At 66.8% G+C, this 16,699-nt stretch carries 16 protein-coding genes; 6 read left to right on the top strand and 10 right to left on the bottom strand.

What is annotated here, in order from left to right:
* Positions 1–34: 34 nt before the first annotated feature.
* The 4 genes from ACQR1D_RS06750 to ACQR1D_RS06735 form a co-directional block, all read right to left on the bottom strand.
* Positions 35–766, bottom strand: coding sequence for an SDR family NAD(P)-dependent oxidoreductase (locus tag ACQR1D_RS06750; protein WP_316179664.1), 732 nt, complete (start codon positions 764–766; stop codon positions 35–37).
* A complete protein-coding gene (locus ACQR1D_RS06745; RefSeq protein ID WP_434893733.1) occupies positions 759–2,147 on the bottom strand; it encodes a class I adenylate-forming enzyme family protein in 1,389 nt (462 codons plus the stop codon). The genes ACQR1D_RS06750 and ACQR1D_RS06745 overlap by 8 nt, the downstream gene beginning before the upstream one ends.
* Positions 2,134–2,379 carry an acyl carrier protein gene (locus tag ACQR1D_RS06740; RefSeq protein ID WP_315802699.1) on the bottom strand — a complete coding sequence of 82 codons (246 nt, stop codon included), beginning with the start codon at positions 2,377–2,379 and terminating at the stop codon, positions 2,134–2,136. Before ACQR1D_RS06740 ends, ACQR1D_RS06745 begins: the two co-directional genes overlap by 14 nt.
* Positions 2,380–2,506: 127 nt before the next feature.
* Positions 2,507–4,312, bottom strand: a complete 1,806-nt coding sequence (locus ACQR1D_RS06735) for a long-chain-acyl-CoA synthetase (protein WP_434893734.1) — start codon at positions 4,310–4,312, stop codon at positions 2,507–2,509.
* A 176-nt stretch (positions 4,313–4,488) separates the two neighbouring features.
* Between ACQR1D_RS06735 and ACQR1D_RS06730 the strand changes: the two genes are divergently transcribed.
* Positions 4,489–5,475, top strand: coding sequence for a Bug family tripartite tricarboxylate transporter substrate binding protein (locus ACQR1D_RS06730; protein WP_434893735.1), 987 nt, complete (start codon positions 4,489–4,491; stop codon positions 5,473–5,475).
* Positions 5,476–5,501: 26 nt separating this feature from the next.
* Here ACQR1D_RS06730 and htpG read toward each other — a convergent pair whose 3' ends face one another.
* On the bottom strand, positions 5,502–7,373 hold the full coding sequence (htpG, locus tag ACQR1D_RS06725) for a molecular chaperone HtpG (RefSeq protein WP_434893736.1): 1,872 nt from the start codon (positions 7,371–7,373) through the stop codon (positions 5,502–5,504).
* 68 nt (positions 7,374–7,441) lie between these two features.
* The gene (locus ACQR1D_RS06720; protein WP_316217205.1) at positions 7,442–7,960 is read right to left on the bottom strand and encodes a MarR family winged helix-turn-helix transcriptional regulator; all 519 of its coding nucleotides are present in this window, start codon (positions 7,958–7,960) and stop codon (positions 7,442–7,444) included.
* A gap of 139 nt (positions 7,961–8,099) precedes the next feature.
* On the opposite strand from ACQR1D_RS06720, the gene ACQR1D_RS06715 reads away from it, so the two are divergent.
* From ACQR1D_RS06715 to ACQR1D_RS06695, 5 genes are all read left to right on the top strand, one after another.
* Positions 8,100–8,642: a VOC family protein gene (locus ACQR1D_RS06715; RefSeq protein WP_315802694.1), complete on the top strand. Its 543-nt coding sequence runs from the start codon at positions 8,100–8,102 to the stop codon at positions 8,640–8,642.
* Positions 8,643–8,693: 51 nt separating this feature from the next.
* Positions 8,694–10,331, top strand: a complete 1,638-nt coding sequence (locus tag ACQR1D_RS06710; RefSeq protein WP_316236768.1) for an FAD-dependent oxidoreductase — start codon at positions 8,694–8,696, stop codon at positions 10,329–10,331.
* Positions 10,328–10,522, top strand: coding sequence for a DUF2783 domain-containing protein (locus tag ACQR1D_RS06705; protein WP_316179677.1), 195 nt, complete (start codon positions 10,328–10,330; stop codon positions 10,520–10,522). Before ACQR1D_RS06710 ends, ACQR1D_RS06705 begins: the two co-directional genes overlap by 4 nt.
* Positions 10,523–10,769: 247 nt before the next feature.
* A complete protein-coding gene (locus tag ACQR1D_RS06700) occupies positions 10,770–11,420 on the top strand; it encodes a hypothetical protein (protein ID WP_434893737.1) in 651 nt (216 codons plus the stop codon).
* A 126-nt stretch (positions 11,421–11,546) separates the two neighbouring features.
* A complete protein-coding gene (locus ACQR1D_RS06695) occupies positions 11,547–11,957 on the top strand; it encodes a hypothetical protein (RefSeq protein ID WP_434873565.1) in 411 nt (136 codons plus the stop codon).
* 849 nt (positions 11,958–12,806) lie between these two features.
* Here the strand turns inward: ACQR1D_RS06695 and ACQR1D_RS06690 are convergent.
* From ACQR1D_RS06690 to ACQR1D_RS06675, 4 genes are all read right to left on the bottom strand, one after another.
* Positions 12,807–13,289, bottom strand: a complete 483-nt coding sequence (locus ACQR1D_RS06690) for a hypothetical protein (RefSeq protein WP_434882764.1) — start codon at positions 13,287–13,289, stop codon at positions 12,807–12,809.
* Positions 13,290–13,442: 153 nt separating this feature from the next.
* The gene (locus tag ACQR1D_RS06685) at positions 13,443–13,931 is read right to left on the bottom strand and encodes a DUF427 domain-containing protein (protein WP_434893738.1); all 489 of its coding nucleotides are present in this window, start codon (positions 13,929–13,931) and stop codon (positions 13,443–13,445) included.
* A 118-nt stretch (positions 13,932–14,049) separates the two neighbouring features.
* Positions 14,050–15,654, bottom strand: coding sequence for a hypothetical protein (locus tag ACQR1D_RS06680; RefSeq protein ID WP_434893739.1), 1,605 nt, complete (start codon positions 15,652–15,654; stop codon positions 14,050–14,052).
* Between the two features lie 220 nt (positions 15,655–15,874).
* A complete protein-coding gene (locus tag ACQR1D_RS06675) occupies positions 15,875–16,678 on the bottom strand; it encodes an MBL fold metallo-hydrolase (protein WP_434893740.1) in 804 nt (267 codons plus the stop codon).
* Positions 16,679–16,699: the final 21 nt, after the last annotated feature.

Here is a 16,699-nt window from a genome sequence, read left to right as displayed (position 1 = left end):
TCAACGGCGAGAGCGACCGATCGCCGCAAATGGCTCAGGCGGTATTGCCTGCATCGACCGTCAGCACGGTGCCGGTGACATTGCGCCCGCCATCGCCGAGCAGGAATTCAACCATCGCCGCCACGTCATCCGTTTCCGGCAGCCGTCGCAACGCGCTGCGGCCGGCGATGCGCCGCTGCTGCTCCTCGTCCATGCTCTGCGTCAGCTCGGTGGCGATGAAGCCCGGTGCGATCGCGTTGACGGTGATGCCGACCTTGCCGACCTCGCGCGCCAGCGAGCGCGTGAAGCCGTTGGCCGCCGCCTTGGTCGCGCCGTAGACGGACAGGCCGTTGTAGCCGGTGGAGGCGATGATCGAGGAGATGTTGATCACCCGCCCCTCGCCCGCGGCCATCATGTGGCGAACGACATATTTCGTCAGGATCATCGGTGCCAGAACGTTCAGCCGCACCAGGGCCTCGATCTCCGAATTGTGCATGGTCGCCAGCAGCCCTTCGGTGCCGAGACCGGCATTGTTGACGAGACCGTAGAGCGGACCGTACTCGTCGCGGACCGACTTCACGAAGGCCGGAAGTTCGTCGACGACGCTGAGATCACAGGCGCGGAAATGAATCCCGGCGCTGCTGGCGCTGAACTCGGCGATCGCAGCGCGCAGTTCCTCGCTTTCCCGGCGGGCCACCGTGACGACGTCATAGCCAGCGCCAGCGAGCCTGCGCGCGATGGCGAGCCCGATGCCGCGGCTGCCGCCGGTGACGAGAACGTTACGCATCGGCGCGCGCCAGCTTGCCGGCCGGTGTGACGTCGAGCGCCGGCACGACACGGATCATCGCCGGCACCTTGTGGGGCGCGAGGCGCGCGCGGCACGCGGCGAGGATCTCATTGCGGACCGCCTCGGTCCGCGCCGGATCGGCATCCGCCGTCAGCACGACCTCGGCGACGACGATGCCGCCGGTGATCGGGCTGCGCCGCGACTTGGCGCGCGACATCCGCACCTCGGGATGGCCATTGATCACGGCCTCGATTTCTTCCGGATGGACCTTGAGCCCGCCGACATTGATGATGCCGTTGCGGCGCCCGACGAAGTAGTAGCGATCGCCGCGCAGCTCGACCATGTCACCGGTATCGACATAACCATCCGTATCGGTCAGGGCGGCCGCAGCGCGTCCGACATAGGCGTGCGCGGCGCGCTTGGAGCGAATGCGCAGCGAGCCGTCGGCGACCTTCATGTCGACGGCCCCGCGGCCTTCGCCGAGCAGCGTCGCAGGAAAGCCCTCCAGCCCATCATTCACGGCGAAGCCGACGCCGGCCTCGGTCGAGGCGTAGGCATGACCGATCGAAGCGTGGGGGAATGCCAGCTTCAATCCATCGAGCACGGCCTGGTCGGCGATCTCGCCGGAGAGACGCACATAGCGCGGCGCGAAGCCTTCCACTGCCCCACTCATCAGCAGCTTGCGCCAATGCGACGGCGTTCCGGACATGTGCGTAACGCCGCGTGCGTTGAGACGCGCGACGTGGTCCGATAGCCCCTCGCCCGGGTCCGACAATACCATGGAGCCGCCGCCGACGATGGCGCGCAGGAAGATCTGCAGGCCGCCATAGCGGCGGATGTCGTAGAACGTCGCCCACACCGGCATGGCTTCGCCAGGTACCAGACGGTCGCCGATGATCGCGCCGCACAGACCGTCCAGCGTATGCCCGACAATCTTTGGCACGCCCGATGTACCCGATGTCAGCATCAGCCATTCGGTGGCGCGCACTGTCTGCACGACCGCGGCAGAAGGCTGCGGCAGGGCGACCTCGATCACGAGATCGACACCGCAGGCGTCGAAACGCTGGACCTCATCGGTCACGATGGCGTCGATCTCAGCATCGGCAATGATGCTGGCGAGATGCTCGCCCTTGAGATCCGGCGGACACAACAGGAGACGTCGTGCGACGCCATCGATCTCGATCAGCGCAAGGCCGGCGAGGAGCTGGCCGGAGGTCGCCAGCAGCACCGAACGTCCGTTGAGCTCTTCGGTGCGGCTGCCGAGGCAGCTCCCGCGCGAGAGCTCGGCGAGCGATATGACGTGACGCGGATCGGAGATCGTCCGTTCGGTCAGCGCGGTCCCGAGATGGTCGCGAAGGGCGAAGATCTCACGCGGGGACATTCTCATAGGCCCCGATGAAGTCGCCTATCGTGTTGGGGAACGTCACATCCTCGGACAGGGTGAACGGATCGACGCCGAGATCGTCCTCGAGACGGGCGACCAGGATGGCGAAAGCGAGCGAGTCGAAGCCGGTCTCATGCAACGTCAGCTCGTCGGTCAGCGGCGGCAGCTTGACCTTCTGTTCTTCCGCAATCTGCTTGATCGCTGCAATGATTCTTAACCGTACCGACATGGGCCAATCCGCGCACTGTTCAAACGATGAAACCGACCATAGGGCCAGAAGGTGAAGGAACCCGGACTGGCCCGCGATGTTTCGGGACCGTTGGTAAATGCCCATCATGGCCTATGATTAAAATCACCTACAAACGAACCTCGCCGGCGAGGATCCGCGCATGCAGATCGCGATCGAGCGGGTAATATGCACCTGTCCCGGCGTCTCGCACGTAGAGCGGCTCGTGCACGACCGACGGATCGAAGCCGTCGCGCATCAGCTCCTGCTTCTTCTGCTTGAATGTTTCAGTCGACCGCAGCGACGACGTGATGCGGAGCGCCACCGGCCGCGCGTAGGACGGCAACCTTCGGGCAAGTTCGACGGAGAGACGATCGAGATCGAAGCTGTCGCCGACGACGAGCGCGGCCATCCCGGCGCGCCCATCGGTCCCCGGCACGACAACACCATAGGTCGATGCTTCCAACACGCCGGGACATTGCAGGATCGCCTCGTTCACCTCGCTGGTCGCGACGTTCTCGCCCTTCCAGCGGAAGGTGTCGCCGAGACGATCGACGAAATAGAAGAAGCCCTGATCGTCCTGGCGCATCAGGTCACCGGTGCGGAACCAGGCATCGCCCTTCTCGAAGACGTCGCACAGGATCTTCTTCTCCGTCTCGCCCGTATCGGTATAGCCTTCGAAGCGACCGCCTCCCTTGTCCGCCGTACCGATGCGGCCAATGGCCTCGCCGATCTCGCCGCGCGTGCAGACGAGGCACCGTCCGTCAGCTCCGCGCAGGGGTGCGCGCTGGTCGGCGTCCAGCTTGATGATTTCGGCGGGAAAGCGATGCGCGAGCAGCGACGGCACGCGCCCGATCGATCCCACCCTGCCCTCGACATTGTAGAGCGAGAAGTTGCCTTCGGTCGCGGCATAGAATTCCAGCACCTGAGGAATGCGGAAACGCGCCTGGAACGCCTCCCAGACGTCACCGCGCATGCCGTTGCCGCAGGCGAGCCGCAGCCGATGCGCGCGGTCGAAATCGGACGGCGCGGCGGCCAGCAGATAGCGGCAGAGCTCGCCGATATATTGCAGCAGCGTGCAATCGTGACGGACGATGTCGCGCCAGAAATTGCGCGCCGAGAATTTCTCGGCGAGCACCGCGGCTCCCCCGGCGCGCAGCATGCTGCAGGGCGCGACGATGCCGCCGACGGAATGATAGACCGGCAGACAGTCATAGAGGCGATCGTCGGGACCTGCGCCGGTGAGGCCGGCAAACCATCCGCCCCAGTTCATGATGCGGCGATGGCTGATGCTGGCGGCCTTGGGCAGGCCCGTCGTGCCGGAGGTGTAGATCAGCAGCGCGCGGTCGTTGATCGTCACAGCGCGGCGCTCGGTTGGGTCGAGCGCGTGCGTATCCATCGCGGCGATCGCGACGTCGAGATCGCCGCCGTCGGTAAACCAGACACGCGGCCCGCCCGCGATCAACGGCGCAACCTCCGTATAAGCTTCGTGGAAGTCCTTGGAGACGATCACATGGATTGGCCGGGCCACATTGATGCAATGCGCGAGCGACGGTCCGATGAGATTGGCGTTGATGAGCGCAACAACACCGCCGACGCGGCTGATCCCGAGCCAGGCGGCCAAGTAGTCGGGCCGGCTCGGCATCATCAAGGCGACCGTGTGGCCCGGCCCGATGCCGTTGGCCAGCGCCCAGCGGGCGTATCGGTTGATGCGCGCAGACAGGGCGGAATAGCTCAGCGTCTCGCGATCGGAGACCAGCGCCGGCCGTTCGGGCTGCTTCGCAGCCCAGTCGTCCACCACGTCGGCGAACAGCCGCGCCGGCTCTGCCTCGATGCGCGAGGTCAGATCGATCGCCTTCAGCCAGATCTTCGCCGCCGACGGCTTCCGAGAGGCCGTGCTGAGTTCCACAGATCGATCCGACTGCCCGGAGTTCATGAACGCCCTCGCCCCAATTCGGCGTGCTTATAGGCGGTGTGGCCTCACCAGCCGTTAATCGGGAGGGTTAACCGGCCGAGAGTGCGTCGCTGTTGATGCGAATGCGATCCTTTACGAAGTTCTCGGAAATGCCGGTTAGCGTACCGCTCCCAGAACATGCCAACGCGAAGGCCGGCATGCCCAAGGACACGATGACACGACGCGCATTGCTGCGCTGCGCCGCCTGGAGCAGTGTTGCAGCCATGACTTCGACCACGGCGTTCGCCGGAGTTGATGCGCCCTATCCGGCTCAGCCCGTCACCTGGGTCATTCCGTTTGCCCCGGGTGGAGCCACCGGCCGGCTGTCGCTCCTGATCTGCGACCGGCTGACCCGCCGCCTGGGCCAGCCCTTCGTGCTCGATCACCGGCCGGGTGCGGGCGGCGCCACTGCCACCAAGAGCGTCGCGAGCGCCGCGCCGGACGGCTACACGATCCTCGCGACCTCGACCGCGAACGTCATCACCGCCTCGGTCGACGGCTCGCCGAACACCGACGAAGACCTCACGCCGGTCGCCGGCATGGCGCGCATGCCGCTGCTGCTGCTGGTCAGCCGGCAGCTGCCGGTCAAGACGCTGCCCGAATTCCTGGCCTATGCCAAGGCCAACCCGGGCAAGCTCAGCGTCGGCTCCGCCGGTCCCGGCACCGTCCAGCTGCTGTCGGCCGAGCTGTTCCGGACCCTCGGCGGCCTCACGTGGTCGACTGTGCACTATCGTGGCTCGGGTCCGGCCCTGACCGACCTCGCCTCCGGCCACATCCACGCGATGTTCGACAACGCCGCTTCCGCGGTCGACCTCCTGCGCAGCGGCAAGGTCCGGGCGCTGGCCGTCACGACGCGCGAGCACGCCGCCGCCTTCCCCGATCTGCCGCCGGTCGCCGACGCGCTGCCGGCGTTCGAAACCTCCGGCTTCTATGGCGTCGCCGTGCCGCACGGCACGCCGAAAGCCATCGTCGAGCTGCTCAACCGCGAGATCAACGCCGCGCTGGCCGATCCCGACATCAGCAGGCAGTTCGCCGAGGTCGGCGCCACGCCGCTCATCGGCGACGTCGGCGTCTACACCGCGACCTACCGCGCCGAGATCATGCACTGGCGCAAGCTGGTGCCGCAGGTGAGCGCGAAGAACTGACCTCCGCGCCCGGCGACCCGCCTGCCTCAGGCCCCCGCGACGCCCTGCAGCACCAGCCGGTTGAGACGGGCCGCGAAGGCGGCCGGATCCTCCGGCAGTTCGCCGTCGAGGATCTGCGCCTGCTCGAGCAGCAGGAACGACAGATCGTCGACCTTGGCCTTGTCGGCGGCGGCCTTGGCGACCGCCACGACCAGCGGATGGCGCAGATTGATCTCGAGGATCGGCTTGGTGCGCGCCCCGCGCGCCTGCTGCGACAGGATGCGCTCCAGCTCGCGATCGGGACCATGGCTGCCGGCCACCAGGCACGACGCGCTGGTGGTGAGCCGGGTCGAGACCTTCACGTCGGTGACGTGATCGCCGAGGCTCGCCTTGATCAACGCGATCGTGTTGGCCTCGTCGGCCGCCGGCTGCGCCTCGTCCTCGGCCTTCGGCTCCGTCACCGGGATCGGATCGAAGTTGATGTCGCCCTGGCTCAGCGACTTCAGCGGCTTGCCGTCATATTCGAGCCGCGCCGAGGTCCAGAACGCATCGACCGGATCGGTCAAGAGCAGCACCTCGACGCCACGTGCCTTGGCCGCCTCGAGCCGCGGATTGGACTTCAGCCGCTCGATGCTGTCACCGACCAGGAAGTAGATCTCGGTCTGGTTCTCCTTGAGGCCCTCGACATATTGCTTCAGCGAGCGCTTCTCGCCGGTCGTCGTGGTGAAGCGCGCCAGCGCCAGCAGCTTGTCACGGCGCTCGAAGTCCTCGTAGAGTCCCTCCTTGATGACGGCGCCGAAGGAGTCCCAGATCTTGTCGAAGTTCTCGGCGTCCTTCTCGGCCAGCTGCTCCAGCTCGCTGATCACCCGCGTCGTCACCGCTTTGCGGATCTGCGCCAGCTGCGGATTGTTCTGCAGCATCTCGCGCGACAGATTGAGCGGCAGATCCTCACTGTCGATCACGCCGCGGATGAAGCGCAGGTACGCCGGCATCAGGTCGGCGTCGTCGGTGATGAAGACGCGGCGGACATAGAGTTTGACCTTGCCCTTGCGCGCCGGCTCGAACAGGTCGAACGGCTTGGTCGAGGGCGCGAACAGCAGCACGGCATAGGAATAGCGGCCCTCGGCGCGGTAGTGCAGCGTCATCGCCGGCTCGTCGAACGCATGCGCGATCGACTTGTAGGCCTTGCTGTAGTCCTCCGGCGTCAGCTCGGATTTGGAGCGCTGCCACAGCGCGCTGGCGGAGTTGATCTGGCGCGGCTCGCCCTCCTCCTGCACCAGCATGATCGGGAACTGGATGTTGTCGGAATAGGCGGTGACGATGCGCTCGATCTCATAGGTTTCGAGATATTTCTTCGCGTCGTCCTTGAGGTGCAGCACGATCTCGGTGCCGCGCGCAACCCGCTTGGCATCCTCCTCGGACGCGGGCGCCACCTCGAAGCCCGCCCCGCCCGACGAGGTCCAGGTCCAGACCTCGCCGCCGCCGGCGCGGCGGCTGATCACCTGGATGCGGTCGGCGACCATGAAGGCCGAATAGAAGCCGACGCCGAACTGGCCGATCAGGCCGGTGCCGTCCTTGGCCTCGGCCAGCTTCTGCACGAACGCCTTGGTGCCGGAGCGGGCGATGGTGCCGAGATGGTCGATCAGCTCCTGGCGCTCCATGCCGATGCCGCTGTCGGCAATGGTCAGCGTATCAGCGGCCTTGTTCGGGATGATGCGGATCTGCGGCGGCTCGCCGTCGCCGATCAGATCGGGTCTGGCGATCGCCTCGTAACGCAGCTTGTCACAGGCGTCCGAGGCGTTCGAAATCAGCTCGCGCAGGAAAATGTCGGTCTCGGAGTAGACCGAATGCACCATCAGATGGAGCAGCTCGGAGACTTCGGCCTGGAAGGAATGGCTAACGGTGGCGGTGTCGGTCATCGTCGTACGTTGGCCCATGCTATCAGGGGTGGAGAGAGACCGTCGATATAGCGCGGCGGCGGCACCGATCAAGCCTTTCGGCCAGGGGGATCGTCGACCGATCGTTCGGCGGCCGCGAGCAGCTTGTCGATGACCGTGTCGAGGGTCGCGATCTCGGCGGCCGAAAGCACGCTCAGCAGATCGGCCTCGCGCGCCAGCGCATGGGGCACGATCCTGCGGTACAGCCCTCTGCCGGCAGCCGTCAACGCCACGATCCGCTCGCGGCCGTCCGCGGGATCGCGGCTCCGGCTGACGATGCCGCGGGCCTCCAGGCTCTGCATGGCGCGGCTGACATTCATCTTGTCGAGAGTCGTCAGCCGGCCGATCTCCTTGGTCGGCAGCCGCGGCTGCTCGCCGAGCGCCGCCAGGATCCGCCATTCCTGGCGCGACAGCGCGAAGCGGTCGGCATAGACCTCCGCCACCGCCAGCGACACCTGCTCGGCGAGCCGGGCAAGCCGGTAGGGAAAATAGCGCTGCAACCTCAGCTCACGCTCGGCGATCCCCTCTCCACCCGTTCGGCCGCGGGTCTCGTTGGCCACCTTCGTCATCGCGTCCCCTGCCCTCGTCCGTTCCAGGCGCTCGTTCCTGGCGACCTCAATCCGATCCCAATCGGGTTGATCTGGATCAAAGCCACACAATCGTATCATTCGTTACTATCCTGCCAACAATGATCATGGGAGGACCATCGTGCAGATCGAGAAGATTCATCACGTCGCCTATCGCTGCGTCGACGCCAAGGCCACCGTCGAGTTCTATAAGAAGGTCCTCAACATGGACCTGCTCGGCGCGATCGCCGAGGACAAGGTGCCCTCGACCAAGGCGCCAGATCCCTACATGCACATCTTCCTCGATGCCGGGAACGGCAACATCCTCGCCTTCTTCGAGCTGCCGAACTCGCCGCCGATGGGGCGCGATCCGAACACGCCGGAATGGACCCAGCACATCGCCTTCCAAGTGAAGGACATGGAGGAGCTCGAGGAAGCCAAGGCCCGCGCCGAGGCCGCCGGTCTCGACGTCGTCGGCATCACCGACCACACCATCTTCAAGTCGATCTATTTCCATGATCCGAGCGGCCACCGGCTGGAGATCGCGGCCTGGACCGCGACGCCGGAGCAGATCACGCGGATGAAGTCGGTCGCCCACGCCATGGTCGACGAATGGGCCACGACCAGGAAGCCGCCGCGGCACACCGCCTGGATGCACGAGAAGGAATTCGCCGGCAGCGACTGAGCGATTGCTCGTTCCGACAGTCCCGACCGCAGCGCGCCAGGCGAGGCAGCCATGAGCAACTATGTCTATCCGAGATTTCCCTATGTCTGCTCGGCGGAGCAGCGCAGCGGCGAGACCCGCCGCCATCCGATCGTCGTGATCGGCGCCGGGCCGATCGGCCTCACCGCGGCGCTCGATGTCGCCGCCCGCGGCCAGCCGGTGGTCGTGCTCGACGACAACGACACCGTCAGCATCGGCTCGCGCGCGGTGTGCTACGCCAAGCGCCCGCTGGAGATCTGGGACCGGCTCGGCTGTGCCGCGCCGATGGTCGAGAAAGGCGTGAGCTGGAACATCGGCAAGGTGTTCTTCCGCGACCAGCTCTCCTATCAGTTCGACCTGCTGCCCGAGCCCGACCATCGCTGGCCGGCGATGATCAACCTGCAGCAATACTATCTGGAGGAGATCCTGGTCGACGCCTGCAGCAGGAGCCCGCTGGTCGATCTGCGCTGGAAGCATCGCCTCGTCAGCCTGAAGCAGAGCGAGGATTGCGCGCAGCTCGCGGTGGAGACGCCCGACGGCATCTTCACCATGGAGGCGCAATGGGTGATCGCCTGCGACGGCGCCAATTCCGACACCCGCCGGATGGTCGGCGCCGAGTTCACCGGCCAGTTCTTCCAGGACCGCTTCCTGATCGCCGACGTCAGGATGAAGGCGGACTTCCCCACCGAGCGCTGGTTCTGGTTCGACCCGCCGTTCCATCCGGGACAGTCGGTGCTGCTGCATCGCCAATCGGACAACATCTGGCGCATCGACTTCCAGCTCGGCTGGGACGCCAATCCGGACGAGGAGAAGAAGCCCGAGCGCGTGATCCCGCGCATCCGGGCGATGCTCGGCGAGACCGCCGAGTTCGAGCTCGAATGGGTGTCGATCTATCAGTTCGCCTGCCGAAGGATCGACAATTTCCGCCGGGGACGCGTGCTGTTCGCCGGCGACGCAGCGCACCAGGTGTCGCCGTTCGGCGCCCGCGGCGCCAACACCGGCGTGCAGGACATCGACAACCTCGCCTGGAAGCTGGCAATGGTGCTGCGCGGCGAGGCGCCGGAGAGCCTGATCGACAGCTATCACGAGGAACGCGCTTACGCGGCCGACGACAACATCCTGAACTCGACGCGGGCGACCGACTTCATCACGCCGAAGACACAAGCGAGCCGCACCTTCCGCGACGCCGTGCTCGACCTCGCGCAGCACCACAGCTTTGCGCGGCCGCTGGTCAACAGCGGCCGGCTGTCGACGCCGACGCCCTATGCCGCATCGTCCCTGAACACGCCTGACGGCGGCAGCGTACCCGGCGCGATGACGCCAGGTATCAATGCCGCGGACGCGCCGGTGATGGTCGCGGGCGAGCCCGGCTGGTTCCTGAACTGCCTCGGCTCGGGCTTCACGGTTGTCACCTTCGACAACGCCGTCACCGCCGAGCAGCTCAGCATCGACGGCATCACGGCGCGGGTGCTCGTCGTCGGCCGCGACCTCGCCGATCCCAAGGGCCTGCTCGCGGCACGATACGGCGCCTCGCCCGGCACGACCTATCTGTTCCGCCCCGATCAATATGTCAGCGCCCGCTGGCCGCAGTTCGACGGGGACGCGATCACGGATGCGGTCCGGCGCGCCTGCGGCAGGCGCCCCGCGGCCCAGCAGGAGCTTGCAGCATGAGCCTCACCCTCACCCCGAACATTCGCGATCCCGACGACTTCTATGCCGAGCTGATCGGTGGCCAGCGCGACCTCAGCGAGGACGAGGCCCTGCGCATGAACGCCAGACTCGTGCTGCTGCTCGCCAACCATATCGGCGACCGCGCGATCCTGAGCGAGGCGATCCGGCTGGCGAGGTCGCCCGCCGGCTGACCGCATCAATTCTTGTTCGACTTTCGGCGCGGTTTTGATCCCGATCAAAGCCGCGCGTGCGCGCTCTCTGGCAGGAAAAGAGACCCGCAGGCGGCTCACTCGCCGGCACAGGGTTGGCGTGTTCTCGCTCATAACGCCTCCCGATCCGCTCCCGGCCGGTTTCATTGTGACAACATCATAATGTCACGCCACCTTCACTGAGGCCCTCTACGTCTTCGCCTCGTTCCACAACGGCACGGGGATTCGCATGTCGCGCTACTACAAGACGCTGCAGACGCAGCGCTTCGACGACTATCGCTACTATCATCAGAGCCGGATCAATCAGACGCTGCACCTGATCAGCGCCGTGATCTTCCTCGTGTGCTATGCGCTGCTGTTCAAGGATCCGGCAATGGCCGGCCTGGTCGGCTGGCTGGCGATGCTGACGCGGCAGACCGGGCACTTCTTCTTCGAACCGAACGGCTATGACCACGTCAACGGCGTCAGCAATGACTACAAGGAGGCGGTCAAGGTCGGCTACAATCAGACCCGCAAGATCGTGCTGCTGACGGTGTGGGGCCTGGTGCCGGTGGCGCTGTTCGCGTTTCCGACGCTGTTCGGCCTGTTCGCCGAGCCGGCCGGCCGGATGGACTTCGTCCGCCACGTCGGCCTGCTCTGGCTCGCGGTCGGCATCGGCGGCGGTCTGTTTCGCGTCATCCAGCTGTTTGCGACGCAGGATGTCTCGACCGGCCTGATCTGGGCCTTCAAGGTGCTGACAGACCCGTTCCACAACATCGCGCTGTATTGGAAGTCGCCGCTGGCGCTGCTGCGCGGCGAGCTGATCGATCCGACCATCAAAGACGCCTCGCATTGGGGCGCCGCCGAGGACGAGGCCGAAGAAGCCGCGCATCTCACCTGATCGCGAGTTCCCGCCGCGGGACCGTCCCGCGGCGGGCGTCGTCGGAGTGACGGGCTTCAACACCATGGAACGACTCTCCTGCTGCGCCGTTGCGGGCTTAGTGCTGGTGGCCTTCAGGAGCTTTCCATGTGTGACTACAGCCTCCATACTGTTGCTTCCCGTGACGCCAAGACTGCCGACGTGCTGGTCTCCTGTCGCTTTCCCGGCACGGAGACCCGCGGCTTCTGCACCAAGGACGACCCGTTGACCGCGGTGTGCCTGCGTCCGGGCACCGAGCTCGCCTTCGAGGGCGACGTGCGGATCAAGGGCTTCTTCTTCCGCCGCAAGGTCGGTGCGCATCTCGCCCGCTTCCGCCAGGTCGACACCAACAAGCCGACCGAACATCACGATGCGCTCGAATTCTCCAATGGCCGGATCGTCAAGGTCACCGACCTGGCCACCGGCCAGCGCGCCCACGTGGTGCAGATGCCAGCCGACCCGGCCGCCCGGCGGACGACCGCGCCGCTCACGATCGAGCTGCGGGCGACCCAGCTCTGAAGACGTCGACATGGCCGGCGTCAGCGCCGAGGCGGCGCTGACGTCGGGCATGACCGGCTGAAGACAATGCGCGTCGTCGAAGGCTGCGCGCCCGCCCCCTGATGTCATCCTGAACATGTGATCTTGCATGCGTGCTCGCGATCCCGCGGCACGCTCGGTGCCCGGGTGATGCGGCCGTCAGCCCTCTCGACGAGAGGGCGCGGGGAAGGCCGGGTGCTGACCGCGGCCCATGGCCCGCCTGCAACAAGAAAAGCAGGCGGCAGTCACCACAGGTCGGGCCTGACAACCGGCCTCCCCCGCGCGATCGGTTTTAACGGTGTCCTTCGTGCTCTCCCTGGGGATCGGCGTTCTTGCCCCCATCGCCCGCCCCGAGCCGTCACAGCATCGAAAGCGGACTTGACCTCAGCGTCGAGAGGCCAGGACCACACGACTTCGCCGTCCGCGCCGACCTGCGCTCGTCTGGCACAGCCGCCGCGTCCATCGCAGCCCACCTCAACGTTCGTGACGACGCGTACGTCCCTCTGCACGAGGCGGGATGGGCGGAGATAAACATGATTTCGGAAAAATGGCAAGATGAATTTCGCGAAATCCGTAGATCGCGCAGCGGCGGTGGTGCGCTCCCCTCCCCCTTGCGGGGAGGGGTTGGGGGTGGGGGTCCGCGGGCGCGGAGTTTCGTTTGGGGCTGGTCAGCCCAACAGCTCCCGATCGATCCGAGCTATCGAAACACTACCCGTGGGGACCCCCACCCCCGACCCCTCCCCGCAAGGGGGAGGGGGAGACGCGAGAGCGGCGCTCGCGGCGCAGAGTGCTGGAAGCTGACCGCGACCGGCGTCGGACGAGCGTCCCCGTTCAATCCGGCAGATTGGTAAACCTCGGTCGCCACACGCCCAATATGACGTTCACGGTGGCGACGCCGAGCATGACCCAGATGGCGCCCTGCTCGGTACCGAAGTTGGGCGCAAGCGTCGCCGGGTCGATCTGGCCGGCGACGGCGCGGGCGGCCTCCTCGGCCGCCTCCTGCATCGGACCCTGCACGGCGGCAAAACCCCATTCGAAGACCAGGATGCCGGAGGCCAGCTTGGCAAGCGCCCAGCCGGCGCTGTGCAGCGCGCGGTTGATCGCGATGGCGAGCAGTCCGGCGATCAGGGTCAGGCCGAGCGAGGGGAAGAACACGTAGCGCACGATCGCGCCCATCGCCGCGCGCATCTCGGCATAATGCGACAGCGACACCGACGGCTGCGGAATCAGGCCGAGCAGCACGACGAGGCAGGCCATCGCGCCCATCATGCCGATCGCGCCCATCGTGTGCAGGAACTTCATCAACCGTCGCATGGCATTCCCCGGCGTCGTGAAGATGAGATCTCCTCCGGCAGGGATCGCGGTCCCCGCCAAGTCAAGCCACGCTGCATGCGCGGGCTGCCGTCACCCGTCATCCATACGATCAAGATCGGCCATCGGATCACGCATCGAGACGAGCGTCTGTCTCTACCAGTGCCGCGTACCCGGCCCGCCCTTGAACGGTCCGACGACGCGGGAGGTGATCCAGCCGCCGTAGAAATCGCCATCTTGCGCGGCAACGCACTCGTCGCCGACGAAGCAGGCCTCGACCCGCGAGGCATAGAACGCCAGATGGCCCGCGATCGGCGCAAATGGCGCCGTCGGCTGCTCGTAGCTCCAGGCCGCCTGCTCGGAGACGCGGCCGCCGACCTCCAGCGTCCAGTAGCCGGCGACGCCCTTGAACTCGCAGAATGACTGGCCGGGGGCGCGCCGCAGCCACTGCATCGCGACATGCTGCGGCGGGAAGTAGTAGACCGGAGGATGGCTGGTCTCGAGCACGCGATAGCCGTCCTGCGTGTCGGCGATGGTGACGCCGGCGAATGCGACGCGCAGCCGCGCCCTGCAGCGCTCCAGCCGCGGCGGCCGCGGATAGTCCCACACCGATTCCTGGCCCGGTCCCGGCACGATCCGCTGCATGTCCCTTCTCCGTCGTGGCGCCGCCGCCGCGCGCGGCGACGGCCAGCGCAAGGCAACGGCCCAACGGAGGCAGAGGATCACCGCAGACTGATGGGGAGCGGCGGCTGTCGTTCCGGCTTCACGAAGGCGAGGCCGCCGGCGGAGCGGGCTCAGGCTCCTGCGCGGTTTTGCCGTTGTCCTGCCCGACGCGGAACAGCTGGATGTAGCTGCCGAGATAGAGCGCCGTGAGGCCGGCCACGGGCTGCGCCGGGACCGGCGGGTCGAGCAGCAGGACAGCATCGAAGTTCGACCGCCAGCCGGCCAGATAGCGCGCGAGCGGCAACACGTCGGCGGGCGGCGTGTCCGGCTGCAGCCAGCGCCACGCGACGGGCTCGGCCAGCGGCTGCGCGAGATGCGCGAAGGAGGGACGCACCGTGACGGGCTGCTGGTTCGGATGGGCGAACATCAGCGGCCAGAACGCCCGCCGCTCGATCACGAGCAGCGCCGCCATATGGGAATCGACATAACGGAAGCCGGGCAGGATGCGCTCGCGCCGGCTGGAGACGGGCTGCTCGTGGCCATGCGCGGCGATGACGCGCGCGCCGGGCTGCACGTGCGCGATCGCCGCGCGCAGTTCGGCGAGGTCGACCCGGTGATCGATCCAGGCCGATGCGATATCCGCGGTCCGAACCAGCATCAGCCCTGCGAGGACGATGCCGACGAGCGCCGCCTTCCTGCCGGACACGACCGGATGCAGGCCGGCGAACAGCAGCAGGCCGCCCATCGCGGCAAAGCGCATGTCGATCAGCGTTCCTCCCAGCGCCGTCCAGGGCGCCGCGACGAAGGCCGTGAACAGCGCCGCCAGCGCCAGCGGAATGCCCGGCGCGATGACGAGCTGGCGCCGGACGAGAACCAGCACCGACATCACCACGACGGTCGTGATGATCGTCAGCTCGGCGCTGGTGGTCAGGAACGGCGTCATGATGCGCCACAGCTTCGGCGGTCCGTCCCAGTCGCCGAGTTGCAACCCTCCCTCGCCCAGCGGACAGAGCCCATAGAGCAGCACGGCCGGGCTGAGCGTGAGTCCGAGCGCACAGGCCGCGACCGCCAGCTCCCGCGTCAGGACCGCCGACCGGCGCAGCCGCCACAGCCGATCGGCCTCTCCGGCGCCGATCAGGACCGCGAAGAACAGCAAGCCGAAGATGTGGCAGAGGAAGGCAGCCGACGCAGTGATGGCCCCCCAGGCGATCGCCGGCAGCCAGCCGCCCCGACGGCGCAGCGCCACCCAGCCGGCGGCGCCGCCGAGGGCAAGACCGAGCGAGAGCTGGAAATTCATGAAGCCGAGCAGGAAGACGCCGTCATAGGCGACGATGCCGGCCGCCAGCGGCCATAAGGACAGCCGGCCGAACACCGCGCGGTGATAGGCGATGACCCCGAGGAGCGGCGCGAACAGGCTGAGCGCGAGCAGGATGCGGCCGCCGACATGAACGTCGGTGATGCGCAGCAGCGCGACGCCGATCACGTCCATGCCGAGATTGGGCAGGATGCGCCAGTTCGGCGCGTACATCTGCGACAGCACGGGATCGTCGGGATGCGCCAGCACGAACAGCCGCGCGAGGTGGTTCGGATAGTCGAGCACCGGCGGGACATCGACCAACAGAAACGGCACCGCGAGCACGATGGCGAGCACCAGCGCCAGCAGGATCCAGCGCCAGGGCAGCTCGCCGGCGCTGGAGGCGGACACGGGAGGATGGGGGACTGATCGGAAGTCTGAATGCACGAGGAGGCTGGCCGGCGCGATGGCGCCAGTCGCCGGCGAGCACGATGGCAAATGCATTGAGGTACCCCATTCCGCCCGGGATACTTCGATACCATCCGACCAAAGACTGCAAGATGTCCTGAGGCAACCTTCTGGTTGTGCCTAATGCTCCGTTACTTTACGGGGATTCCGCGAAACCGTCGGCTCAAGCGATCGCCTGGAGATAGCGCCGCACCGAGCGATCGAACGCCGCCTTGGCATCGTCGGCGATGTTCTTCTGCCACCAGGCGCCGTAGATCCGATCGAACGCGAGCGGCGCGACCGCATCGGCGATGCGGCGCACGGCGGCGGCGCCGAGCGGGATGTAGTTCGGATAGGAGTACATGAAGCTGACATGGCGGCGATCCATCGCCACCATGGCGATGTCGCCGGTCAACAGCGCGCCCCTGCCCTCGGCTCCCTTCCGCCAATGCAGGATGGTGGCGCCGGCGAAATGCCCGCCGGTCCGCAGCAGCACGATTTCGTCCGAGAGCGCGAGGCGGTCGCCGGTCCACGGCACGATCGCAGGATGCGGACGGGTGACGAAGGCCGCGTCGTCGCCGTGCAGATAGACCGGCGCATTGCCGAACGCGGCGCTCCAATCGGCGACCGCGCCATAATAGTGCGGATGCGACACGGCGATGGCCTTCAGCCCGCCCAGCGAGCGGACATGGGCAATGGCCGCATCCGTCGCCAGCGGAATGCAGTCCCACATCACGCAGCCGTCCGGCCCGGGAACGAGCAGCGCGCGCTGGCCGATCGCGAAGCTCGGCTCCAGAGCAAGGCCGATGAGGCCGTCATCCTCGCGCCAGACGACCTGATGCCGTTCGGCGAGGTCGTCGCGGCTGAGGAAGCTCTGTCCCGTCCAGTTCACATATTGCCGCTCGTCCTCGCAGACGACGCAATGGCCGGGCGGCGCCGGCGTATCGGGAAACTGCGCGCCGCATTGAAAGCAGATCCAGAGAGGCATGGATCACCCGTCGTTCGGGTC

The organism is Bradyrhizobium sp. HKCCYLRH2047 (assembly GCF_051168175.1).
GTDB lineage: Bacteria > Pseudomonadota > Alphaproteobacteria > Rhizobiales > Xanthobacteraceae > Bradyrhizobium.
This window is presented reverse-complemented; position numbering and strand designations above follow the sequence as displayed.

Bases quoted from the DNA above. Each gene is read 5' to 3' on its own strand.
- ACQR1D_RS06705 (WP_316179677.1), top strand. From the start codon at position 10,328: ATGAGCCTCACCCTCACCCCGAACATTCGCGATCCCGACGACTTCTAT.
- ACQR1D_RS06675 (WP_434893740.1), bottom strand. From the start codon at position 16,678: ATGCCTCTCTGGATCTGCTTTCAATGCGGCGCGCAGTTTCCCGATACG.
- ACQR1D_RS06745 (WP_434893733.1), bottom strand. From the start codon at position 2,147: ATGTCCCCGCGTGAGATCTTCGCCCTTCGCGACCATCTCGGGACCGCG.
- htpG (WP_434893736.1), bottom strand. From the start codon at position 7,373: ATGACCGACACCGCCACCGTTAGCCATTCCTTCCAGGCCGAAGTCTCC.
- ACQR1D_RS06750 (WP_316179664.1), bottom strand. From the start codon at position 766: ATGCGTAACGTTCTCGTCACCGGCGGCAGCCGCGGCATCGGGCTCGCC.
- ACQR1D_RS06740 (WP_315802699.1), bottom strand. From the start codon at position 2,379: ATGTCGGTACGGTTAAGAATCATTGCAGCGATCAAGCAGATTGCGGAA.
- ACQR1D_RS06730 (WP_434893735.1), top strand. From the start codon at position 4,489: ATGCCCAAGGACACGATGACACGACGCGCATTGCTGCGCTGCGCCGCC.
- ACQR1D_RS06685 (WP_434893738.1), bottom strand. From the start codon at position 13,931: ATGCAGCGGATCGTGCCGGGACCGGGCCAGGAATCGGTGTGGGACTAT.
- ACQR1D_RS06735 (WP_434893734.1), bottom strand. From the start codon at position 4,312: ATGAACTCCGGGCAGTCGGATCGATCTGTGGAACTCAGCACGGCCTCT.
- ACQR1D_RS06710 (WP_316236768.1), top strand. From the start codon at position 8,694: ATGAGCAACTATGTCTATCCGAGATTTCCCTATGTCTGCTCGGCGGAG.
- ACQR1D_RS06720 (WP_316217205.1), bottom strand. From the start codon at position 7,960: ATGACGAAGGTGGCCAACGAGACCCGCGGCCGAACGGGTGGAGAGGGG.
- ACQR1D_RS06690 (WP_434882764.1), bottom strand. From the start codon at position 13,289: ATGCGACGGTTGATGAAGTTCCTGCACACGATGGGCGCGATCGGCATG.
- ACQR1D_RS06695 (WP_434873565.1), top strand. From the start codon at position 11,547: ATGTGTGACTACAGCCTCCATACTGTTGCTTCCCGTGACGCCAAGACT.
- ACQR1D_RS06700 (WP_434893737.1), top strand. From the start codon at position 10,770: ATGTCGCGCTACTACAAGACGCTGCAGACGCAGCGCTTCGACGACTAT.